This is a genomic window from Streptomyces sp. NPDC025833 (assembly GCF_055558055.1).
Genome location: NZ_JBVHNF010000015.1, coordinates 175784 through 198579 on the forward strand (window position 1 = coordinate 175784; position 22796 = coordinate 198579).

The following is a 22796-nucleotide window of genomic DNA, read 5'->3' on the forward strand; positions in this document are numbered from 1 at the left end:
TAGCCTCGGCGGCATGCTGGGGCTTCCTGCACACGTGCGTGCCTGCCTGTTCGATCTCGACGGGGTGCTCACCCGGACCGCGAAGGTGCACGCGGCCGCCTGGAAGGAGATGTTCGACGGCTACCTCCGGGAGCGCGCGGCCCGCGAGGCGGCGCGGTTCGTGCCCTTCGACGCGGTGGGCGACTACGACGAGTACGTGGACGGCCGCCCGCGCGAGGACGGGGTGCGCACGTTCCTCGCCGCCCGCGGGATCGAGCTGTCCGAGGGTTCGCCCGACGACCCGCCGGAGGCGGAGACGGTGCACGGGCTCGGCAACCGGAAGAACCTCCTGGTCCTGCGGCGGATCCGGGAGGAGGGGGTGGAGCCCTACGAGGGTTCCGTCCGGTTCGTGCACGCGGTGCGGCAGGCCGGGCTGAGCTGCGCGGTGGTGTCGTCCAGCGCGAACTGCCGGGACGTCCTGGTGGCGGCCGGCATCGAGGACCTGTTCGACGAGCGGATCGACGGCGTGGTGGCCCGCGAGCGCCGGCTGCGCGGCAAGCCCGCCCCGGACACCTTCCTGGCGGCGGCCCGCGCCCTGGGCAGGGAACCGGCCGAGGCCGCCGTCTTCGAGGACGCCCTGGCCGGCGTCGAGGCGGGCCGGGCGGGACGGTTCGGCGTGGTCGTGGGCGTCGACCGGGTGGGCCAGGCGGAGCAGTTGCGGGCGCACGGGGCGGACGTGGTGGTCGAGGACCTGGCCGAGCTGCTGGAGGACCGGTGATCACCCATCCGAGCTTCACGGTCGAGCCGTGGTGCCTGCGCGAGACCGAGCTGAACCTCGACGTCCTCGCGCAGAGCGAGTCCGTGTTCGCCCTGTCCAACGGGCACGTCGGGTGGCGCGGCAACCTGGACGAGGGCGAGCCGCACGGGCTGCCCGGCGCCTACCTCAACGGTGTCTTCGAGCGTCACCCGCTGCCGTACGCGGAGGCGGGCTACGGCTATCCCGAGTCCGGCCAGACCATGATCAACGTCACCGACGGCAAGGTCATCCGGCTGCTCGTCGACGACCACCCGTGCGATCTGCGGTACGGGCGGCTGCTGGCGCACGAGCGGGTCCTGGACTTCCGCTCCGGTGTGCTCAGCCGCACGGCGCGGTGGACCTCCCCGGGCGGCCGGACCGTCCGGATCAGCTCACGCCGGCTCGTGTCCTTCACCCAGCGCGCGGTGGCGGCGATCGTCTACGAGGTCGAGCCCGTCGACGGACCGGCCACCGTGGCCGTGCAGTCGGAGCTGATCGCCAACGAACAGCTCCCCCACTTCGAGGGCGACCCGCGGGTCGCCGCCGCGACCGAGTCCCCGCTGGTGCCCGAGGAGAACTTCGCACAGGAGACCCGGCTGCGGCTGGTGCACCGCACCGGCCGCAGCGGGCTGCGGGTGGGGGCGGCGGCCGACCACATCGTCGAGGGGCCCGAGGGCACGCGCTGGACGGCGCAGTGCGAACCCGACGTGAGCCGCCTGACGGTCACCGCGGACCTGGTGCCGGGACAGCCGCTGCGGCTCGTGAAGTTCGTGGCGTACGGCTGGTCCGGGGAACGTTCGCTGCCGGCCGTCCACGACCAGGTGGACGGGGCGGTCGCGGGCGCCGTGAGCACCGGCTGGGACGGTCTGGTCGCCGCGCAGCGGGAGTACCTGGACCGGTTCTGGGCCGGTGCGGACGTCGAGGTGGAGGGCAACGCGCAGATCCAGCAGGCCGTGCGGTTCGCCCTCTTCCACGTGCTCCAGGCGGCGGCCCGCGGCGAGAACCGGGCGATCCCGGCGAAGGGCCTGACCGGGACCGGGTACGACGGGCACTCGTTCTGGGACACCGAGTCCTACGTGCTGCCGGTGCTCACCTACACCGCGCCGGAGGCCGTCGCGTCCGCGCTGAGGTGGCGGCACCGGACGCTCCCGGCGGCCCGGGAGCGCGCGCGCCAGCTCGGGCTGTCGGGGGCGACGTTCCCCTGGCGGACCATCGACGGCGCCGAGTGCTCCGCCTACTGGCCCGCCGGGACGGCCGCCTTCCACGTCAACGCCGACATCGCCACGGCCGTCGCCCGGTACGTCGTGATGAGCGGGGACGAGGAGTTCGAGCGGCGCGAGGGGCTCGACCTGCTGGTGGAGACCGCCCGGCTGTGGCGCTCCCTCGGGCACCACGACGCGGAGGGCGTCTTCCACATCGACGGGGTCACCGGCCCGGACGAGTACAGCGCCTTCTCCCGGGACAACCTGTATACCAACCTGACGGCCCGGCGGAACCTGCTGGCCGCCGCGGACCTGGCGGTGCGCCACCCGGAACGGGCGGCGGAACTGGGGACCGACGAGGAGGAGGCCGCGGCGTGGCGGGACGCCGCGGCCAGGATGGCGGTGCCGTACAACGAGATGCTCGGCGTGCACGAGCAGTCGGCCGGATTCACCTCGCTCCAGCGCTGGGACTTCGAGGCGACCCCGCCGGAGAACTACCCGCTGCTGCTGCACTACCCGTACTTCGACCTGTACCGCAAGCAGGTGGTCAAGCAGGCCGACCTGGTGATGGCGATGCTGGAGTGCCCGGACGTCTTCACGGAGGAGCAGAAGGCCCGCAACTTCGCCTACTACGAGGCCCTCACCGTCCGCGACTCCTCCCTGTCGGCGTGCTGCCAGGCGGTGCTCGCCGCCGAGACCGGGCACCTGAGGCTGGCCTACGCCTATCTCGGCGAGGCCGCGCTGATGGACCTGGACGACCTGGAGCACAACACCCGCGACGGGCTGCACATCGCCTCCCTCGCCGGCACCTGGATCGCCCTGGTCATGGGGTTCGGGGGCCTGCGCCGGTACGTCGGCGAGGAGGGCCGGCAGGACCGGCTCTCGTTCGCGCCGCGCCTGCCGGAGGCGCTGGCCCGGGTGGCGTTCACCGTGCTGGTGCGCGGACACCGGCTGAAGGTGGACATCAGCCGGTCCCGTGCCCGCTACCGGCTCGTGGAGGGCGAACCGCTGGTGGTCCTGCACCACGGGGAGCCGGTGACGGTGACCGCCGGGGAAGCCGTGGAACGGCCCGTGCCGGCGACTCCCCCGCGCCCCGAGCCCCAGCAGCCGCCGAGCCGCCACCCGGAGGGCGTCCCCCTGGCGGACGAACCGCCGCCCGAACCCCGCGAGTAGGACGGCACCGCCGGTCCGGGGCCCCGGGGGGGGCGCGTACCGGCCGCGGGCACGGGCACTCGTGGCCCATGCCCAGGACACGGCGTTACTCGGTGGCGGCCTCCAGCGGGTGGTGGGACGAGGAGGACGGGCGTCGGCTGCCCGGCGGCGAGGTGCACGCCTGGGAGCCGGGGACGAACCAGACCGTCTGCGGCCTGTCCCTGCACCGTTCCCGGCTGGCCCGGTTCCCCGCGTTCACCTGGGCCGACATCCTGCCGGAGTCCGGTGGTGCCGCCGACGCCGTGCGCAGGGTGTGCCCCCGCTGCGACTCCGCGGCACGGCGCGGCGCCCCGGGTTCCCGGCGCCGGCAGCGGATCGACCCCCGGCCCTAGCGGATCGACCCCCGGCCCTGGGGTGCCGGACCGGCCGGCGCCCGCGCTGATCAGCACGGAGTGACCGTCTCCCGCCACCCGGGTCCGGCCGCCCGCGGGCCCGGGCGGCGGAGGTGGGAGGATGCGCCGACCGGGAGGGCCGGGGGCGGTCGGTGCACGGAAGGGGCGCGAGGGCGATGGGGACGGACTTCGGCGGGCAGTACGGCGACTACCAGCACGAGATCTATCTCAACGGGCTGTTCGGGGTGGTCCCGGACCTGCCGATGACGTACGCGGAGCTGGAGGCGCGGGCCGGGGCGGCGCTGCCGGCGTCCGTCCTGTCGTACGTGGCCGGCGGTGCGGGGGACGAGTTCACGCAGCGCGCGAACGTCTCGGCGTTCGCACGGTGGGGGCTGGTGCCGCGGATGATGGTGGGGGCCGCCCGGCGGGACATGGGTGTGGACCTGTTCGGGCTGCGGCTGCCGTCGCCGCTGTTCCTGGCGCCGGTCGGCGTGGTCGGCCTGTGCGCGCAGGACGGGCACGGCGATCTGGCGACGGCCCGCGCCGCCCGCCGGAGCGGGGTGCCGATGGTGGCCTCGACCCTGACGGTCGACCCGCTGGAGCGGGTCGCGGGCGAACTCGGGGACACACCGGGCTTCTTCCAGCTCTACACGCCCACGGACCGGGCGCTGGCCGAGAGCCTGGTGCACCGGGCGGAGAAGGCCGGTTTCCGGGGCATCGTGATCACCCTGGACACCTGGGTCACCGGATGGCGGCCCCGTGACCTCGCGACGAGCAACTTCCCCCAGCTCCGTGGCCACTGCCTGGCGAACTACACCTCCGACCCGGTCTTCCGGGCCCGGCTGGCGAAGTCCCCGGAGGAGGACCCGCGGGCCGCCGTCCTGGAGTGGGCCGGGATCTTCGGCAACCCGCTGACCTGGGACGACCTTCCCTGGCTGCGGTCGCTCACCGACCTGCCGATCATCCTGAAGGGCATCTGCCACCCGGAGGACGTCCGCCGGGCCGGGGACGGCGGCGTGGACGGGATCTACTGCTCCAACCACGGCGGGCGGCAGGCCAACGGCGGCCTCGCGGCGCTCGACGCGCTGCCCGGCGTGGTCGCGGCGGCGGACGGGCTGCCGGTGCTCTTCGATTCCGGCGTCCGCTCCGGCGCGGACGTCGTCAAGGCGCTCGCGCTGGGTGCCGCCGCCGTCGGGGTGGGCCGGCCCTACGTGTACGGGCTCGCGGTCGGCGGCGAGGACGGCGTCGTGCACGTTCTGCGGTCCCTCCTGGCCGAGGCGGACCTGATCATGGCCGTCGACGGCTACCCGGCGCTGGCCGACCTGCGTGCCGAGGGCGCGCTGCGCCGGAACTGACCCGCGGCGGCCCCGGCCGGTCCGCCGCCCTCGCTCCCTCCGCGCCGGGCTCGCGGACGGGAGCCTAGGCGGGGCTGCGGGGGTGGGCCGCCGTGGCGGAGCGGGGCGGCCAGGCGTGCGGGGAGAGGATGCCGAGCGCGTAGGCGCGGGCGACGAGGGCCGGGCGGGACGCGCCGCCCAGCAGGCGCCGCAGGCGGCTCAGGTGGTAGTCGACCGTCTGCCGCGCCAGGCCCAGTGCCTCGGCGATGTCGGCGTTGCTGTGCCCGGCGGCCAGCAGGGCGAGTATCCGCACCTGGGCGGCGGTCAGCGCGGGGTGGGGTTCGTGGCTCAGCCCGAGCCGGGTGACGACGGCCCACACGTCGGGGGACCGGTCCCGGGTGCGGCGTACGGCGCTCAGGTGGACCCACGCCCGGCGCTGGCACCGGTCGCCGTCGACGAGTACGGCGCTGGTCCCGGCGCTTCTGCGCCGGCCGGCCACGAGCTCCTCCCAGACGCGGTGGAGCGCGGTGCGTTCGGGCGTCCTGGCCAGCAGTCCGTCGGCCGGCGATCCGACGAGGTCGCGGAGCCGGACCCGCAGCACCTCGGCGGCCGCGCCGCTGGCCTCCCCGATCACCCCGTCCGCGGACAGGCGCAGGCAGGGCAGGCCGCTGTGGTCCCGCAGGGCGCGCAGGTCCTCCTCGGCCCGGCGGCGCTGGTCCAGCGCGTGGGTGTACTCGGTGATGTCGACGTAGATGCCGGCCACGCAGCGCAGCGCGCCCCAGCCGACGGGGAAGCGGTAGCCGGCCGCGTGCCCGGGGGACCCGTCCGGGCGCCGGTAGACGAGGGTGTGCCGCACGGAGCGCCCGCCGGCGAGCACCTCCTCGTCCAGCGCGAGGAACCGGTCCGCGTCCTCGGGGCCGTCGACCTCCGCCAGGTGCCGGCCGATCAGGTCGTCGCGGGTGGTTCCGTACAGGTGGGCGTAGGCGTGGTTCGCCCACACGTACCGGCCGTCGGCGTCGCGGACGAACACGGCGGCGGGGCTCAGGTCGGCGAACGAGGCGTACGCCCCCGCGCCGCCGACCTCGACGGCGACCCCGCTGCTGTGGCGGTGCCGGGCGCCGTCGTCGCGCACCGTCCAGTTGACTTCGAAGGCACGGCCCTCGAAGCGCGCCTGGTAGGGGCCGGCGCCGGGTGACGCCGACGGGCCGCCGCGGTCCGCCCGCAGGGCTTCCAGGAAGCGGCGCGCGGTGCGCTCGTCGGCGAAGGCGCCGCCGCCGCTCTCGACCACCCCCGCGCTGCCGTCGGTCTCCCACCAGGACACCGGGAGGGCGGCGAGCAGCGTCTTGAAATCGGCCTCGTCCACGGCTCAACTCCTCGAATCCGAAGCGGACATCACTTGGAGTGACTCTTCATGCGTGTCCCGTGGGCGGTCCCGGCATGCGGGGCCGTCCGGGCCGGGCCGGATGCCGTACCCCGGGCGGCGGCACACCGCCGGGACCGCGGCCGCCGGCAACGGCCCGGTCGAGTCAGGCATTTGCCTGAGACGCCGATGCTCGGCACGCCGAGGAGCGGGCAACCGGACTGCTTCGCTGGAAAGAGACCGCGCGATCGGCGGCCGGCCGGCGCACCCCGGACGCGGTCACGCGGCGCACCGTGCGAGCCGCTCGCGCGGCCCGCACGACGACCAGGACAGCCGAGAGCAGAAGGAGTTGGGTTTCCGTGGCGAAGGTGCTGTACGTGCATGCCAAGGGCGGGCCCCCGGTCGGGTACGCCCTGAGCCGGGTGGCCTCGAAGGCCGCCGTGCACCTGCTCGCACTCAGCGAACCGCCCGCGGACGTGGCGGCGCGGGCGGCGGGGCTGTGCGCCTCGGTCACCGCGCGCGGGGAGGCGGACGGGGACGATCTGGTCGAGCTGATCACGGCCCGTGCCCGCGAGGTCGGCGCGGACGCCGTCCTCACCTTCTCGGAGTACGCGGTGGTCGCGGTCGCCGAGGCCGCCCGGCGGCTCGGGCTGCGGGGCGCCGGTCCCGCCGCCGCGCTCGCCCGCGACAAACGCCTGATGCGGGCGGCCTGGCTCCGCCGGGACATTCCGCAGCCCCGGTTCCGCGCCGTCACGACGGTCGGGCAACTGGAGTCCGCGGTGGCCGAGTTGTCCTGCCCGGTGCTGCTGAAGGCGGCCTGGAGCGCCGGTTCGACCGCGCACCAGGTCATCGAGGGGCCCGCGGACGTGGCGGGGGCCTGGGCGCGGTCGCACGCGGTGATGACGGAGTCGGCGCTGCTCGGCTACGCGGAGCTCCATGTCGCGGACGCCGGTCAGGACTTCATCGTGGAGGAGATCGTCAGCGGCTGCGCCGAGGAGTGGTTCGAGGGGTCCGGCTGGGGTGACTACGTCAGCGTCGAGGGCGTGGTCGTGGACGGTGTCTTCCGGCCGGTCTGCCTGAGCGGCCGGATGCCGACGGTGGCGCCGTTCACGGAGCGCGCCGGGATCACGCCGGCCGCGGTGGGCGGCGGGGCGCAGGCCAGGATCGTGGAACTGGCCCGGCGGGCGGTGGACGCGCTCGGGCTGGAGGACTGCGGTACGCACACCGAGATCAAGCTCGGGCCGGACGGCCGCATGTGGGTGATCGAGACGGCGGCACGCTTCGGGGGCGCCATGACCGTGCCGCAGATCGAGGAGGTCTTCGGGCTGGATCTGATCGCCATGTTCACCGAGCAGTTGCTCGGTGGGTCGCCCGCCTGGCCGGCCGGGGCGCTGACGCCCGCGGACGCCGAGGGCGCGGCCGGGTCCCTGGTGGTCCTCGCCGTGGACGGCTCGGGCGCCCCGTGGCCGCGCCGGCACCTGTGGGACTCCGCCTCGGTGATCCGCTCCGCGCCGGTCGGCGCGGGCAGCACGCTGACCGTGGTCGGGGAGAGTTCGCTGCCGGACGGCACTCCGGTGCCGGTGTACGACCCGGCCGCGGGCGCCAACACCATGGCGGGACTGTGCCTGGTGGCCGCGGAGCGGCCGCAGGCGGTCGTCCGCGACTTCACCGCCCTCGTGGACGCCATGCCGCACATCCTGCCGGTGTACGCCTCCGAGGGGGTGCGGGCATGACGCTGACACTGGGCGAGACCGAGGTGCCAAGCGCGGGCGGGGACCGTACCGTCGTCGGCGCCAACCTGTCGCTGCCGCTGTTCCGCACCCTCTCCGGGGTGCTCGCCGGCCACCCGTACCTGAAGGTCGTGGTGGACCGGGCCGAGGACACCTGGCACCTGCTCGACACCCGGGTGCACCCCTTCCACGTGAACTACATCGCCACCCGCGTCCTCGGCATGACCCTGGACGAGCTCGACGCCGACCTGGACGCCTTCAACGCGTCCGTGTACACGGACCCCGGCCGGCGTTTCCTCCTCGGGGTGCTGTCGCTGCACACCGACGAGGCGGCGGACGGCTCCGAGAGCCCGTTCCTGGTGCTGGAGACCACCGAGGCGGACACCATGCACGGCGCGCTGCTGGAGGAGTTCTACCGGTACGTGCGCGGCCGGGTGGACGGCCGGCTGCAACTGCTGCTGAAACCCGCCAACCACGGCCAGGAGCACGAGCTGGCCTCGGTCGGCGAGGCGCGCGTCCCGCGCATCCTGAGCCATACGCTGCTCGGCAACCGGACCCGCACCTGCCTCAACCCCGGTGAGGCGGAGGGCCGGCTGCGGTACTTCCGCACCGCGGCCGAGTACGAGGCCGCCGCGTCCCGGCTCGGCTGGGCGGACATCGTCGCGATGCCCCGCCTGCCCGACGACGTGCCCCGGGTCGCCGGGTTCGTCAGCACCTCCCCCACCACACCGCTCTCCCACACCAACGTGCTGGCCTCGGGCTGGGGCATCCCGAACGCGATCGTCCGCGACCTGGACGCCCTGGTGGAGCGCGACGGCCTGGACGGCGCCTGGGTGCGCTACCGGGTGCGTGAGGACTCCATCACCCTGGAGCCGCTGGCGGCCGCGCCGGACCTGCGCAAACCCGCCTGGCACCAGCAGCGCATCCGCATCGGGGCCCCGCTGCTGGACCATGCGCCGGTGCTGGCCCTGCACCGGCTGCGGCGCACCGACCGGGACAGCTACGGCACCAAGGCGGCCAACCTCGGGGAGCTGCACCACGTCCTGGACAGCCGCACCGCCGACCTGACGGTCTACTACGCGCGCCCGCGCCCGCCGCGCCGGGACCTCCTCGGCCATCTCGCCGCCCGGCTCGGGGAGCGGGACGCCTCGCCGGAGCGGCTGCGGGACGCCGCGGCCCGGTGGGTGGCCCGGACCGTCCGCGCCCCGGAGGGCGTGGCGCTGCCGTTCCGCCTGCACCACCTGTTCCTGACCTCCTCGCCCGCCCTCCAGCAGGGCATCGGCAAGCTGAAGATGGCGCTGGAGCTGGAGGCGTTCGACGTCGTCGACCCGCTGTGCCTGAGCCTCCAGAACCTCGTGCGGAGCACGCCGGTGCCGGACGAGGTGGCCCGGGAGATCACGGCTGCGGTGCCGGGGCCGCCGTCGGGCGGGCGCCGCATGGTGGTGCGCTCGTCGTCCAACGCCGAGGACCTGCCCGGGTTCTCCGCCGCGGGCATCTACGACTCGGTGACCACCGTGCGCGGCACCGGGCAGCTCATGGACGCCGTGCGGCAGGTGTGGGCGTCGCTGCTGTCGCCGCGCAGCGTGCGCATGCGGCACCAGGTCGGCATCTCCCTGGACGACACCTACATGGGGGTGATCGTCCAGGAGTACGTGCCGGCGGACCTCGGGGGCGTGCTGGTGACCTGCAACCCGACCCGGCGGGACGACTTCCGCAACGTCTACCTCAACTGCACGCCGGGGTCGCCGGAGCGGGTGGTGGACGGCACGGTCCTGCCGCAGCAGTACCTGTACAACACCGTCGAGGGCGGCGGGCGCACCCTGGACGTCGGCAGCGCGGGCGAGGACCTCCCGTCCGGAGCCCGTGCGGCGCTCGCCCGGCTGGCCCTCACCGGACGCCTCCTCCAGTCGCACTTCAGCGCGGACGACGCCGACGACGCCCTGGACATCGAGTGGCTGATGACCGGCGACGGGGCGTTCCGCCTGGTCCAGATCCGCCCCTACGCCCGGTGAGGCGCCGCGTGCCCGTGCGCCGCCGCCGGGCCGAGCCGGCGCTCTCCCCGGTGGCCCGCCGCATCATCCGCCTCAACAACGGTTTCCAGCTCCTGTTCAACCTGCTGTGGTGGATGCCGGTCTTCTACGCCTACCAGCGTGACGCCGGCCTGTCCGACAACCAGATCTTCGGCATCCAGAGCATCTACTACATCGCGTTCTGCCTGTTCGAGATCCCGACCGGTGTCGTCGCCGACCGCATCGGCGCCCGCAACTGCCTGCGCGCGGGCGCGGTCGTCATGACGGCGGCGAACCTGGCACCGGTGCTGGCCCCCTCGTACACCGGCTTCCTCGTGCACTTCCTGGCCATCGCGGCCGGGCGCTCGCTGACGTCGGGCGCGGCGAGCGCCTACCTGTACGAGGGTCTGCGCGCGGAGGGCGCGCAGGCGCACTACCTGAGGGCCGAGGGCACCGCGCGGTCGCTCGGGCTGGCCGCCAAGGTCGTCTGCTGGCCGCTCGTCGGCCCGGCGATGGCGCTGGCCGCGCAGGCGCCGTACGTGCTGAGCGCGGCCAGTGCCGCCGGGTCGCTGGGCTGCGCGCTGGCGCTGCCGCGTCTCGCGCCGCGCGGCGCGGACTACGGGGCGGGAACGCGCGGCCGGCGCGGCGGCACCCTGCTGCGGAACACGGGGGCCGCGCTGCGGGCGCTGCGCGCCTCGCCCTGGCTGCCGCTGCTGATGGCGCAGGGCGTGGCGGTGTTCACGCTGTCGCGCATCTGCCAGGTCAACCTCTTCCAGCCGGTGCTCCTGGACCACGGGATCGGGGAGAGCACGCACGGCAGCGTGCTCGCGGCCATGACGGTGGCCGAGGCGGTGGCCTCGGCCCGTCCGCAGTGGCTGAGCCGCCGGCTGTCCCCGGCCCAGTGGGTCTCGCTGCTGAGCGTCGCCCTCGGCGCGGTGCTCGCGGGTACGGTCCTCGGCGGGCCGTGGGCCGTGGTGGCGCTGCTGTGCGCGTTCGCGGCGATCACCGGGTTCGTCTATCCGGTGCAGCGCAAGCTCGTCAACGACGCCATCCCGGCGGATGCGCCGCGCGCCACGCTGCTGTCCGTGGAGAGCATCGTGGACCGCGGCGTGTGCGCGCTGGCCGCGGTCGCCGCGGGCGCGTACCTGGCGGCCGGCCGGCTGGACGCGCTGCTGTGGCAGAGCGCGGCCGTCACCTGCGTCCTGGTGCCGGCACTGCACCTGGCGCTGCGCCGGACGGGCCGGGCGGCCGCGCCCCGGGAAGACCCGGCCGCCGCGCCGCCCGGGGTCCGGACCCCGGGGGCCGCGGCCGGGCCGGCGCCCGCCGGGGCGGCGGACGAGCCCGTCTCCCTGCCGGCCGACGAGGGCGCCGCACCGCACCCCGTGACCGGCCGGACCGCCTGACCGGTCCCCCGCCGCCGCCCCGCCCCGGCGGCGGGGCGCGTCCGTGCTCCGGGGGCCGGCGCCCGCGCCACCCACGCGCCCGGGGCCGGGGGGTGGAGAAGCCACCCGGGGGAAAACCCCCCGCCGGCGGTGGGGGCGGCGGCGGGTGCGTACGGTGGCTGGCAGGCTTCTGCGGACCGTACGGCCGTACCCAGAATTCTCGGCATGACGACCTCTCCCGATGTCTCCCTCGCTCCCCCCGGCCCGGCCGCCGACACGGGCGCGTCGCGTTCCGGTGCCGGCAGCGACTTCGCCGTACTGTCCCGGCGGATCGCGGAGGCCGGCCTGCTGGAGCGGCGTCCGGGCTACTACACCGTGCGGCTCGGCCTGGTGGTCTCGCTGTTCGCCGCGGGCTGGGGGGCCTTCCTCGCGCTCGGGGACACGTGGTGGCAACTGGCCGTGGCGGCCTTCCTGGCCCTGGTGTTCGGTCAGGTCGCCCTCATCGCGCACGACCTGGCGCACCGGCAGGTCTTCCGGCGCCGCCGGCACAGCGAGATCGGCGGACGGCTGTTCGGCAATCTCGGCATAGGCATGAGCTACGGCTGGTGGATGAACAAGCACACCCGCCACCACGCCCACCCCAACCACGAGGAACTCGACCCCGACGTCGCCCCGGACATCCTGGTGTGGTCCACCGAGCAGGCCCGCGCCAGCCGGGGTCTGGCCCGGCTGCTGGGCGGCCACCAGGCCCTGCTGTTCTTCCCGCTGCTGACGCTGGAGGGCTTCAACCTGCACGTGGCGAGCCTGCGCGCGCTGCGCTCACCCTCGATGAGGAAGCGGTGGCTGGAGGGCGGCCTGCTCCTGCTGCACATCGCCGCTCTCCTCTCGGCGGTGTTCCTGGTGCTCCCGCCGGGCAAGGCGGTGGCGTTCCTCGCCGTGAACCAGTGCCTGTTCGGGGTGTACCTGGGCTGCACCTTCGCGCCGAACCACAAGGGCATGCCGACGTTCACCGGCGACCAGCCGCTCGACTTCCTGCGCCGCCAGGTGCTGACGTCGCGCAACGTACGCGGCGGCCGGCTCACCGACGTGCTGCTGGGCGGGCTCAACTACCAGATCGAGCACCACCTCTTCCCGAGCATGCCCACGGTGCACCTGCCCCGGGCCCAGGTGATCGTCCGGCGGTACTGCGCCGAGATCGGGGTGCCGTACCACGAGACCGGGCTGATCGAGTCCTACCGCGAGGCCCTGACCCACATGCACCGCGTGGGAGAGCCGATCAGGCGGCGGCGAAGGGCGTGAACCGGGCCCGGAACCGGCGTCCCCCGCCACGCGCGCGGTGCCGTGGCGGGGGACCCTGTGTGCCGGGGGCGGTGGGCCGCCGCCTCAGTTCGCCGGGGCCGAGGACCGGCGCGGCAGCTTCCAGTCCGGCCGCGGGAAGTGGCAGGTGTAGCCGTTCGGGTAGCGCTCCAGGTAGTCCTGGTGCTCGGGCTCGGCCTCCCAGAAGTCGCCCACGGGCTCGACCTCGGTGACCACCTTGCCCGGCCACAGGCCGCTCGCCTCGACGTCCGCGATGGTGTCCACGGCGGTGCGGCGCTGTTCCTCGTCGGTGTAGAAGATCGCGGACCGGTAGCTGCGCCCGATGTCGTTGCCCTGGCGGTCGCGCGTGCTCGGGTCGTGGATCTGGAAGAAGAACTCCAGGATGTCGCGGTAGCTCGTGACCGCGGGGTCGAAGATGATCTCGATGGCCTCGGCGTGGTCGCCGTGGTTCCGGTAGGTGGCGTTCGGCGTGTCACCGCCGCTGTACCCGACTCGGGTGGCCAGCACCCCCGGCTGCTTGCGGATCAGGTCCTGCATGCCCCAGAAGCAGCCGCCCGCCAGCACGGCGCGCTCGTTCTGCGATGTCATCGGTTGCTCCTCAGGGTCGAGCCGCTGTCCGGCGTGGTCGTCTCACGAACGGTTCTCACGTTCACCCAGCTTATTACTACTCACGAGTAACCATTGGTGGACGGACGCGCGGAGCGGGCGGCCCGGCGCCCCCGGCGTCTTGACTCGTGGAGCGGCAGTGGCGGTCCTCGTGGGCGCCGATTGCATAGACATGACAATCCGGTGGGCGCGGGGCCGGCACGCGCGGGGGTCCTCGGCCCGGGCCGCCACGGGGCCGCCGGGTTCCGGCGGCCCCGTGGCGGCCCGGCGGGGGACGCGGTGATGCGGCCGCCGGTCGGGCGTTCCGCCCCGCCTGCCCGGGCCCCGCCGGGCCGCGGGCCGGGCGTTCCGGTGGGAGCCGTCGCGCCGCGTGCCCGGACAGCGGGGTCACCGACCGGTGCGCGGGGATGGACAGCCGCCGAACCGCATGCCGTCCATTCCGCTGCCACAGAATTTTCCACGTTGAACGAGCCGCTGACCGCTGCCCCGGCCCGGGGACGTGACGGTCACGAGGGCGGGGCGCGCCGTCAGGAGCGTTCCCGCTCGGCCGCGTGCCGGGCGTGCGGGCCGGGGAGCGGGCCGGTCGCGCGGGTGATGGCCGTCTCGACGGCGGAGATCCGGTCCGCGAGCAGGCCGAGTGCCGCCACGGCCCGGGTGAGGGGGTCGTTCTCCGGGCCGCCGAGGGTCTGGGTACGGACGTACGCCGCCTTCACCTCGGCCCAGCGGGCCGCCTGTGCGGCCGTCGTCGTGCCGCGCAGTTCGGCCAGTTTGAGCAAGTTGGCCTCGGCGCCCGTGGTCAGGGTCTGGGCCTCCGCCGCGTAGTGGTCGTCGACCAGGGCGGCCAGTTCGGCGTCGTTCATGACCGGCCGGACGCGCTGGGCGATCTTGTTCATGTTGCGGTAGGACCCCTGCAACCGGAAGGGCGGTTCGGTACGGGAGGCGTCCGCCTGGGCCGCCGAGGCGATGTAGGCCGCGTTGACCGCGAGGACCGTCTCGCGGGCGGTCAGCAGGTGGCGCAGCACGGCCAGGATCCGCTCCAGCTCGGCCGGCGGGCGCGGCTGGGACAGCCGGTCGGCACGGGCCGTCGGATCGCCTTGGGCGAGGCGGACCAGCAGGTCGAGGTCGGCGCGGTCGCGGCCGGCGAGCGGGGCGAGGACCGGGTTCGCGGTGAGCGCGTTCTCCAGGAAGCTGAGCGCGAAGGCGTCGGCCCTGCCGGTCAGGACCTCGCCCAGGTTCCACACGTCGGCACGGTTGGCGAGCATGTCCGGCACCCGGAAGCGGCTGCCGGACTCGGTGTAGGGGTTGCCGGCCATGCAGACCGCGAACCGCTTGCCGCGCAGGTCGTACGTGCACGGCTCGCCGTCCCGGACGCCGTCGATGCGGCGGGTGGCGTCGCACAGCGGGATGAACTTCTGCAGCAGTTCGGGTGAGGTGTGCTGGATGTCGTCCAGGTGGAGGAGGGTGTTGTTGCCCGCGGCCAGCGCGAAGTTGATCTTCTCGACCTCCTGGCGTGCGGTGAGGTTGGGGGCCTCGCCGGGGTCGAGCGAGGTGACCGCGTGGCCGAGGGCCGGGCCGCTGACCTTCACCAGCATCAGCCCGAGACGGTCGGCCACGTACTCCATGAGGGTCGTCTTGCCGTAGCCGGGCGGGGAGAGGAGCAGCAGCAGGCCGCCGGTGTCGGTGCGCTTGGACTCGCCCGTCGTGCCGAGCTGCTTGGCCAGGCTGTCGCCGATGAGCGGCAGGTAGACCTCGTCGACGAGCCGGTTGCGGACGAAGGACGACATGACGCGCGGCCGGTGGTCGTCCAGGCGCAGGTGGGCGCGTTCGGCGGTGACCAGGGCGGTGCGCTGTCGCCGCCAGGCGCGGTGGGCCGGTACGTCGTGCTCGGCGAAGCGCGCCGTGCGGGCGAGGAACTCGTCGAGGCGCAGGGGCAGGCGGCGTCCGGTGATCCGCGGGTGCGTGCCCAGCAGGCCCTCGACGGTCACCGTGAGAGGCGCGTCGGCGTCGTAGCGCGGCAGGCCGGGGCAGAGTTCGGCCGCCACGGCCTCGGCGAGGTCGCCCGCCGCGAGGTCCGTGCCGGCGGCGGCCGCGTACGAGGACAGCCACGCCTCGACGAGCTGCCGGCGGGCGGCCGGGTCGTCGAGGGCGGCCAGGTCGTCGTCGTAGGCGCTCGCGCCGGCCGTGCGGCGGAACTTGTCCAGCAGGGCGCGGGTGCCCGCGCCGAGGACGAACCCCTCGGGGGTGCCGGTCAGCTCCTCGACGAGGTAGGAGGCGGCGGCTGCCGCGTGGGGCCCGCCGATCTCCCGCGCCAGCTCCCGTTCCAGGTCGGCGATGGCGCCCGCCGCGCCGAACGTGTCCCGGACGCGGGCCAGCGAGAGGGCCCGCCGGGTCCACGCCTGGCGCGCGCCGGGGGTGGTGCCGTGGGCCCAGTGGAGCTGGGCGGCGGCGCGGGCGGCGGGCTCGTGGCGCAGGGTCCCGGCCCCTTCGTACAGGGGGAGGAGCGCGGTGAGGACGAGGGTCGCGTCGTGGTCGTGGACGCCGCTCTCGTAGCCCTCGTCGTACGCCTCCCGCGCCGCCGCGCGCACGAGGGCCGGCAGGTCCGCGGCCCCGGCCAGGGCGGCCGGGCCGGGTGCGCGCAGCAGGCGGGCGGCGAGGTGCTCGGCGCGGTAGACCTCCGGTGACTCCGAGGGCAGGGTGCGGTGCCAGTGCGCGCGCGTGTCCGCCGGGCCGGGGGCGGTGACCGGGGCGCGGTAGTCGGTGCCGGTGACGGCGAAGGCGAGGTCGTCGCCGTGCGGGACGAGGGTGAGGTCGAGGGGCTGGGTGTTGACGGCGAAGCGGTGGGTGCCGAGGCGGAGGGTGCGGCCGTCGTCGGCGTACAGGTCGGTGCGGTCGCGCAGGGCGCGGCGGGCTTCCTGGCCGGCGGTCCTCAGGCGGCCGTCGAGTTCCTCGGCCCGCACGCTGTCGCCGAGGTCGCGCAGTTCGCCGGCGGTACGGCGGACCTTGGCCACCATCGGGTCGGAGGCGAAGTAGGTGGCGATCGCGTCGGCGTCGGGGAGCGTGGCGCAGCGCCGGGCGACGGTCTCCAGGACCCGGGCGGCGGAGGCGGCGAGTTGTTCGGCGCGGCGGGCGCGGGCGTCGGAAAGGGACTGCTTGCGCGCGGTGAAGGCGTCGTGGATCCCGGTCCGCTTGTCGGCGAGGGCGCCGAGGAGGTCGTCGGACTCCGCGAAGCGGGACTCCAGGTCCTCCAGGCCGGTCAGGAGCCGGGCGAGCTGCTCGTCGCAGGCCTGCGGGGTGTCCGCGGCCGCGAGGGCGGCGGTGACGGCCTGGCCGAGCAGTGCCGTCTCGGCGGCGAACTCGGCGCGGCCCTCCCGGTCGGCCAGTGCGCGGCGGCGGGCGTCCAGGGTGGCGCGGGCCCGGTTGACGCCGGCCAGCACCCCGGCGATGCGTTCCAGGACGGACGTGCGCACGGTGGCGTCGCCCATGTCGAGGGCGGCGACGACCTCGCTGATCGTGCGGAGGGAGCCGCCGAGTTCGTCCAGGCGGGCGGCGACGGGGGCCGTCTCGGCGACGGTGGTGACGGCCTCGGCGTCGGCGACGAGCCGTTCCGCCTCCTCGTGGTGGCCGGCGAAGGCGTCCTCGCGGGCCAGGAAGGCCACGGCCCGCTGCCCGAGGGCGGCGAGTTCGGCCTCGGCCCGGGCGGCGAGGTCGTCGACGCGGGCACCGTCCGCGTACCGCATCTCCTTGAGGGTCAGCAGGTGGCCGTGGGCGTGTCGCAGGCCGGTGAGCCCGCTCACCCAGGCCGCGGCCTCCCGGGGGGCCTCACCGCGCAGGCGGCGGACGACGGACGCGATCCGTTCGGCGGCCTCGTCCACGGCATCGGCGGCCTGCCGGGTCAGCGCCCGTACGGTGTCGAACTCGGCCAGCGCCTGCTCGGCCGTCGCGCGCACCGCGTCCAGGGCGCCCAGCAGGTCGCCCAGGTCGGCGTCCGCGAGCCAGTGGTGGGCGTCGGCGGCGCGCACGCAGGCGTCGGCCAGCGCCCGGTAGCCCTCGCTCGTACAGACGCCCTCGCGTGCCGGACCGGCGACGGACAGGCAGGCGGAGATGCCGCGCACGAGGTCGGCGTTGCCCACGCGCCCCAGCGCGCCGCTCCCGGTGGGGGCGGTGGCGGCGTGGGCGTCGGAGACGTAGGGCGAACTCCACAGCTGCACCGGGTGGACCTGCGCCGGCTCCTCGCCCTCGGCGCGCAGCACGGCGAAGGTGCCGTCCTCGAACAGGGCCCAGCCGCGGCAGGACAGCGGGTTGGTGAACTCCTCGCGGATGGTGTTGTACGAGAGCAGCAGTCCGCGGCTCTCCCCGCGCGCGTGGAACGCGAACAGCACGTCCTCGCCGTTGGGTGAGCGCACCTCCCGCTCGAACTCCAGCCCGGCCGCGTCGAGTCCGTAGGCCTTGTGCGCGCCGGTGGCCAGGCAGTAGCCGTCGGGGAACACGATGCCCCGGTCCTCGGGCAGGCGGCGGCACGCGCGGCCGATGCCGTCCAGGCGGACGACCTCCTTGGTGAGCGTGTTGAACACCAGGTAGCGGTGCGCGTCCTCCTTGTACGGCCGTACGCGCAGCAGGATCAGGGCGCCCACGCGCGCGTGCGCGATGTCCGCGTCGGCGAGCGCCTGGAGCGGTTCGGCCACCGGCTCGCTGTGGATGCCCTCGCCCGTCTCGGTGTCGTTGTCCAGCTTGACGGTGAGCGCGCCGCCGATGGTGGTGACGTACAGCTCGCCCCGGACGGAGACGTGCGGGTGGCGGCCCAGGACGTGGTCCTCGCGGGTCGTCCCGGTCCAGGTGAGGTCGTGGGAGGGCGGGAAGGTGTCGTCGCGCTCGCCGCGCGCGTCCAGGAAGGTGGGCCGGCCGCTCTCGTCCACGGCCCAGCGCAGCACGCGGATGTCGTCCGCCTTCTCGCCGGTCCGCCAGACCGCCAGGAGTCTGCCGTCGAGCCGGCGGAGCCGGAGCAGGCGGGCCTGCCGGTAGTAGCGGTGCAGCTCCGCGAACTCGCGGACGAATGCGGGGTCGTCCAGCAGGCCCGGTACGGCCGTGTCGGGCAGCCGGTTCAGGTCGCGGTCGTACAGCGCGAGGACGTCGGCGACCGCCGTCCGCGGGCGCGGGCCGGGCCGGTCGGTGGCGCCGACGAGCAGGACGTCCCCGACGGCCACGGCGTCACGCGGCACGCACGCGTGCTCCGTGCGCAGCCGCAGGGTGCCGGCGAGCTCCAGCCGGGCCGAGCCGAACTCCTCGGTGCGGAGCGTGTTGAGGTGTTCGGCGCGCCGCGCCAGCTCGCCTGCCTGCGCGGCCAGGCGGTCGCGCAGCACCTCGTACGTGCCGGCGTCGGCGGCGTCGGCGGCGTCGGCCGCAGCGGTCCGCGGGGCGGTGGCCATGGACGGTTCATCCCTTCGAGGTGGGGCGGGCGGGCGGTGCCGGAGCTGCCGTCCCCCGTGCGGCGGCTCCGGTTCCGCCCGGTCCCGGTCAGACCCTGGCCGCGCCGTCGAGGCCGGTGAGCGGGGTGTCGGCGAGGCCGAGTTCGCCCGCCTTGTCGAGGAGCTGCCGGAGGTGCCCGGCGTTGCTGCCGTCCGTCTTCATCAGCCGCATCAGCAGGGCGGAGACGGTCAGGTTCTGCACGTCGGCCGTGGACACCGAGCCCAGGACGCGGGTGATGTCGTCGGTGAAGTCCGACGTGCCGTCCAGCCAGGGCTTCGCCAGCGCCTGGGCCGTCGTGGAGTGCTGCACGAAGGCGTCGACGCCCTTGCCGAGCGCGATGGAGCCGACCAGCTTGTCGAAGAAGAGCGACTCGCCGCCGACGATGTCGATGTCGGCGTTCTCCAGACCGGTGGCGAGCACGGTGGCCTGCGCCTCGGCGACCTTGCGCTGCACCTCCAGGCCGGCCAGCCGGACGTCCTTCTCGGCCTCCAGCCGCAGCCGGTACTCCTCGTGCCCGCGGGACGCCTCGTCCAGGGCGGCCATCGCGGCGGCCTTCTCGGTGAGGCCGGCGGCCTCCGCCTTGAGCTTCTCGCCGATCGCCGCGGCCTGGGCGAGGGCCATGGCCGGGCGCCCTCGGCCTCGGCCCGCAGCCGGGCCGCGGTCGCCTCCGCCTCGGCGCGGCCGGCCTTCTCGATGACGTCGGCCTCCACGTCACGGACCTGGACGGCGGCCAGTCCCTCGGCCGCGGCCTCGGCCCGCACGGCCTCGGCGAGCCGCAGCTTGGCCTGCGCGTCGAGGTCGGCGGACTTGAGCCGCGCCTCGGCGAGGGTCAGTTCCTCGGCGGCCCGGTGGGTGGCCGCCTGCTCGGCGGCCTCCGCGGCCTTGATGTTCTTGACCAGTTGCTCCTGCGCCTCGGCCTCCGCCGCGATGACCGCGGACTGGCGCAGGCGCTCCGCCTCCTCGACCACGCGCAGCTTCTTGATGGCCTCCTCCTGCTCGGCCACCGTACGGTCCACGGCGACGCGTTCGCGGATGACCTCGGCGATGTCCCGCCGGTCCGCCTCGACCTCCTTCTCGGCGGCGATCCTGGTCAGCTGGGTCTCCCGCTCCCGCGCGATGACCTCCAGCAGGCGGTCCTTCTCGATGCGCTCGTTCTCGACGGCGATGACCCGCTCGCGGTTCTTGGCGGCGACGGCGACCTCGCGGGCCTGGTTCTCGCGCTGCACGCCGAGCTGTTCCTCGGTCCGCAGGAAGGCGGACTGGGCGCGCAGCCGCTCCTCCTCCACCACCCGCGCGGTCTCGGCCTCCTCACGGGCCCGGGACGTCTCGATCTCCCGCCGCTGCTTGATCTCGGCATCCGCCTGCCGGCGCTCCAGCTCCAGCACCGCCTCGCGGGCGTCGACGTTCTGCCGGGTGATCTCCTTCTCCTCGTTGCGCTGTGCCTCGTTGGTGCGCACGTGCTCCACGGCCGTCAACTCGGTGATCTTGCGGATGCCCTGGGCGTCGAGGACGTTGGCCGGGTCGAGCTGGGTCAGCGGCGTCTGCTCCAGGTAGTCGATCGCCGCGTCCTCCAGGTGGTAGCCGCTCAGGTCGACGCCGATCACCTCGATGATCCGGTACCGCAGTTCCTCCCGCTTGGTGTACAGGTCGGTGAAGTCGAGCTGCTTGCCGACGGTCTTCAGCGCCTCGGAGAACTTCGCGTGGAACAGCTCCTGCAGGGTCCGCTGGTCGCTCGCCCGCTGGGTGCCGACGGCCTGGGCGACCTTGACGACGTCCTCGACGGTCTTGTTGACCTTGACGAAGAACGAGATCCGGATGTCGGCACGGATGTTGTCCCTGCAGATCAGCCCCTCCTTGCCGGCCCGGGTGATCTCGATCGCCTTCACCGAGATGTCCATCACCTCGGCCTTGTGCAGCACCGGCAGCACGATCTGCCCGGTGAAGGTCACGTCGACCTTGCGCATCTTGGAGACGATCAGCGCCTTGCCCTGCTCCACCTTGCGGAACAGCCGGGAGACGACGAGCAGCACGAGGGCGAGGAGGAGGATGAGGGCGATGGCGAGGACGCCGATGACAGACATGGCATACGTCCTTGGGGCATGGGGCGGTCGAAGAGGCAGGCGCGCGTCGGTGAAAGGCGCACTGCTCCCGTCCAGGGGATCCGGGTACCGGGGCACCTGCCGGTGTCCGGCACCCGGACCTTCCGCAGTGCTCCCCCGCACGTCATGATGGACGAGCGGCACACACCCGCGCATTGCCGTCATCCGGCAATGTTCACTAGGGTCTGCATGCCGGTGACCCGCCACGTACGCGTCCCGGCACGTCGGAACCTGGGGGCGCGGTGACGGAGCGGGACATTCCCGAGCGGTATCTGGACGGCTACGCCCGCATCCTGGCCGATGTCGCGGCCACGGGCCGCCGCCTGACCCGGGACGAGATCGGGTCCCGGCGGATCCTCGGCGAACAGGCTGCGGAGGCGGGCTACGGACTGCGGTCCCTCGTCGGCGCCCACCTGGCCGCCGCGCGCACCGTCCGGACGCACGGCCCCGGCGCGACCGACACCGTGCTGGCCGCCGTGCACCAGGCGGTGGACGCCTTCGCCGAGGGCTACGAGCGCGCCCAGCGCCTGGCCGTGCGCCAGGAGGAGGCGGCCCGGCGGGAGTTCATCGACGACCTGCTGTACGGCCGCAGCGACCTCGGCCGCCTCGCCGAACGCGCCGAACGCTTCGGCCTGCGCCTCTACCACGCCCACGCGGTCGCCGTCGCTCAGGGCCCGGTGGCCTACGAGGAGGGCGCCCCGGTCGCCCGGCAGGTGGAACAGGCGCTGCTGGGCCGCTTCGGCGACCGCGACGTCCTGCTCACCACGAAGGACGGCCGGCTGCTGTGCGTCGCCCCTGGCCACGAGGACGAGATCCTCCCGTACTTCGCCAAGCAGGCCCACGCCGCCACCGACGGCGGCACGGTGGCGATCGGCCGCCCGCAGCCCGGCCCCGGCGGAGTGGTCCAGTCCTACGAGGAGGCCCTGAACACCCTCGAACTGGCGGAGCGGCTGGGCCTGGACGAACCCGTGCTGCGCGCCGCCGACCTGCTGGTCTATCCGGTGCTGACCCGGGACCGGCAGGCCATGGCGGACCTCGTCCTCGGCACCCTCGGCCCGCTCACCGCCGCGCGCGGGGGCGCGGAGCCGCTCCTCTCCACGCTCAGCGCCTACTTCGACTCCGGCTGCGTGGCCGCCGAGGCCGCGCGCCGGCTCTCGCTCAGCGTGCGGGCCATGACCTACCGCCTGGAACGCATCCACAGACTGACCGGCGCCGACCCGGCCGACCCGGCACACCGCTACATGCTGCAGACGGCGGTCATCGGCGCCCGGCTGCTCGACTGGCCGGCCAAGGACCTCTGAGACGTCTCAGGGAAAAGCCGAGCAGGGCCGCGCGTCTTGCCCGCTGCCGAGGCCGTTGATTGGCTGGCCGACATGGATGATCTCGGAGCCGTAGCGTGGCCGCCCGCACCGATCAGGACCGAGAGGCTCGTGCTGCGTCAGCCCGAGGCCCGGGACCGTGCGGCGTTCGTCGAACTGTACGCCTCGGCCGAGGTGCACGCCCATCTCGGCGGCCCCCGCCCGCATGACGAGCTGGAGCGCGAGATGCCCGAGGTGCCCGGGCGGCGGCCCGGGAGTTTCGTCGTCGATCTCGACGGGGCGATGATCGGCCGGATCCTGCTCAGGAGGGCGACGGAGCACGTCTGTCCCGCCGCCGTGGGGAAGGTCGACCTCGGCTACCTGTTCCTGCCGCGGGCGTGGGGCTTCGGATGTGCCGCCGAGGCGTGCGCGGCGGCACTGGACTGGCTCGAAGGCGTCCTTCCGGGCGAGCCGGTGGTGCTCGCCACCCGGACCGCCAACACCCGCTCGCTGCGCCTCGCGGCAAGGCTGGGGTTCACCGAGGCGGAGAGGTTCCGGGCCTGGGACGCCGATCAGTGGCTCGGCCTGCGGGCCCCGGTCACGCGCACCGGCTGAGTTCGCCGGCCCGGGGTGCGGGCAGTCCGGTCCGGTCCCCGTCCCGCCGTCCCCCGTCCCGC

13 protein-coding genes and 1 pseudogene are annotated in these 22796 nt (G+C 74.5%); 10 read left to right on the forward strand and 4 right to left on the reverse strand.

Annotation, left to right across the window (positions count from 1 at the left end; genetic code table 11):
* Positions 1–13 precede the first annotated feature (13 nt).
* The 4 genes from ACZ4K2_RS26665 (at position 14) to ACZ4K2_RS26680 (ending at position 4876) form a co-directional block, all read left to right on the forward strand.
* Complete coding sequence (locus ACZ4K2_RS26665; RefSeq protein WP_467476214.1) at positions 14–757, forward strand: beta-phosphoglucomutase family hydrolase; 744 nt, start codon at positions 14–16, stop codon at positions 755–757.
* On the forward strand, positions 754–3150 hold the full coding sequence (locus ACZ4K2_RS26670) for a glycoside hydrolase family 65 protein (RefSeq protein ID WP_467476211.1): 2397 nt from the start codon (positions 754–756) through the stop codon (positions 3148–3150). Before ACZ4K2_RS26665 ends, ACZ4K2_RS26670 begins: the two co-directional genes overlap by 4 nt.
* 68 nt (positions 3151–3218) lie before the next feature.
* Positions 3219–3521, forward strand: coding sequence for a hypothetical protein (locus tag ACZ4K2_RS26675; RefSeq protein ID WP_467476209.1), 303 nt, complete (start codon positions 3219–3221; stop codon positions 3519–3521).
* 176 nt (positions 3522–3697) lie between these two features.
* Positions 3698–4876, forward strand: a complete 1179-nt coding sequence (locus tag ACZ4K2_RS26680) for an alpha-hydroxy-acid oxidizing protein (protein WP_467476205.1) — start codon at positions 3698–3700, stop codon at positions 4874–4876.
* A 64-nt stretch (positions 4877–4940) separates the two neighbouring features.
* Here ACZ4K2_RS26680 and ACZ4K2_RS26685 read toward each other — a convergent pair whose 3' ends face one another.
* Entirely contained in the window at positions 4941–6218 is a 1278-nt protein-coding gene (locus ACZ4K2_RS26685) for a PAS domain-containing protein (protein ID WP_467476202.1), read from the reverse strand.
* Between the two features lie 356 nt (positions 6219–6574).
* On the opposite strand from ACZ4K2_RS26685, the gene ACZ4K2_RS26690 reads away from it, so the two are divergent.
* The 4 genes from ACZ4K2_RS26690 to ACZ4K2_RS26705 all read left to right on the forward strand — a co-directional run bounded on the left by ACZ4K2_RS26690 (position 6575) and on the right by ACZ4K2_RS26705 (position 12635).
* Positions 6575–7948: an ATP-grasp domain-containing protein gene (locus ACZ4K2_RS26690; protein ID WP_467476200.1), complete on the forward strand. Its 1374-nt coding sequence runs from the start codon at positions 6575–6577 to the stop codon at positions 7946–7948.
* The gene (locus tag ACZ4K2_RS26695) at positions 7945–9957 is read left to right on the forward strand and encodes a PEP/pyruvate-binding domain-containing protein (RefSeq protein ID WP_467476198.1); all 2013 of its coding nucleotides are present in this window, start codon (positions 7945–7947) and stop codon (positions 9955–9957) included. Before ACZ4K2_RS26690 ends, ACZ4K2_RS26695 begins: the two co-directional genes overlap by 4 nt.
* An 8-nt stretch (positions 9958–9965) precedes the next feature.
* On the forward strand, positions 9966–11357 hold the full coding sequence (locus ACZ4K2_RS26700; RefSeq protein ID WP_467476195.1) for an MFS transporter: 1392 nt from the start codon (positions 9966–9968) through the stop codon (positions 11355–11357).
* Positions 11358–11561: 204 nt separating this feature from the next.
* On the forward strand, positions 11562–12635 hold the full coding sequence (locus tag ACZ4K2_RS26705) for a fatty acid desaturase family protein (protein ID WP_467476193.1): 1074 nt from the start codon (positions 11562–11564) through the stop codon (positions 12633–12635).
* Positions 12636–12719: 84 nt separating this feature from the next.
* On the opposite strand, the gene msrA is transcribed toward ACZ4K2_RS26705, so the two are convergent.
* The 3 genes and pseudogenes from msrA to ACZ4K2_RS26720 form a co-directional block, all read right to left on the reverse strand.
* Entirely contained in the window at positions 12720–13241 is a 522-nt protein-coding gene (msrA, locus tag ACZ4K2_RS26710) for a peptide-methionine (S)-S-oxide reductase MsrA (RefSeq protein ID WP_467476191.1), read from the reverse strand.
* A gap of 545 nt (positions 13242–13786) precedes the next feature.
* On the reverse strand, positions 13787–18682 hold the full coding sequence (locus ACZ4K2_RS26715; RefSeq protein ID WP_467476190.1) for a DNA repair ATPase: 4896 nt from the start codon (positions 18680–18682) through the stop codon (positions 13787–13789).
* A gap of 88 nt (positions 18683–18770) precedes the next feature.
* Positions 18771–20803 (reverse strand): annotated as a pseudogene (locus ACZ4K2_RS26720) (flotillin family protein).
* Between the two features lie 260 nt (positions 20804–21063).
* Between ACZ4K2_RS26720 and ACZ4K2_RS26725 the strand changes: the two are divergent.
* Together ACZ4K2_RS26725 and ACZ4K2_RS26730 are read left to right on the forward strand one after the other, a co-directional pair.
* Positions 21064–22122 (forward strand): PucR family transcriptional regulator, encoded by a 1059-nt coding sequence (locus ACZ4K2_RS26725; protein WP_467476188.1) that lies wholly within the window; start codon positions 21064–21066, stop codon positions 22120–22122.
* Positions 22123–22194: 72 nt separating this feature from the next.
* Complete coding sequence (locus ACZ4K2_RS26730; RefSeq protein ID WP_467476186.1) at positions 22195–22734, forward strand: GNAT family N-acetyltransferase; 540 nt, start codon at positions 22195–22197, stop codon at positions 22732–22734.
* Positions 22735–22796: the final 62 nt, after the last annotated feature.

What these genes read in the sequence shown, in the direction of transcription:
- ACZ4K2_RS26665 (WP_467476214.1), top strand. Translation starts at nt 14, where the DNA reads ATGCTGGGGCTTCCTGCACACGTGCGTGCCTGCCTGTTCGATCTCGAC.
- ACZ4K2_RS26675 (WP_467476209.1), top strand. Translation starts at nt 3,219, where the DNA reads ATGCCCAGGACACGGCGTTACTCGGTGGCGGCCTCCAGCGGGTGGTGG.
- ACZ4K2_RS26680 (WP_467476205.1), top strand. Translation starts at nt 3,698, where the DNA reads ATGGGGACGGACTTCGGCGGGCAGTACGGCGACTACCAGCACGAGATC.
- ACZ4K2_RS26695 (WP_467476198.1), top strand. Translation starts at nt 7,945, where the DNA reads ATGACGCTGACACTGGGCGAGACCGAGGTGCCAAGCGCGGGCGGGGAC.
- ACZ4K2_RS26705 (WP_467476193.1), top strand. Translation starts at nt 11,562, where the DNA reads ATGACGACCTCTCCCGATGTCTCCCTCGCTCCCCCCGGCCCGGCCGCC.
- msrA (WP_467476191.1), bottom strand. Translation starts at nt 13,241, where the DNA reads ATGACATCGCAGAACGAGCGCGCCGTGCTGGCGGGCGGCTGCTTCTGG.
- ACZ4K2_RS26715 (WP_467476190.1), bottom strand. Translation starts at nt 18,682, where the DNA reads ATGGCCACCGCCCCGCGGACCGCTGCGGCCGACGCCGCCGACGCCGCC.
- ACZ4K2_RS26730 (WP_467476186.1), top strand. Translation starts at nt 22,195, where the DNA reads ATGGATGATCTCGGAGCCGTAGCGTGGCCGCCCGCACCGATCAGGACC.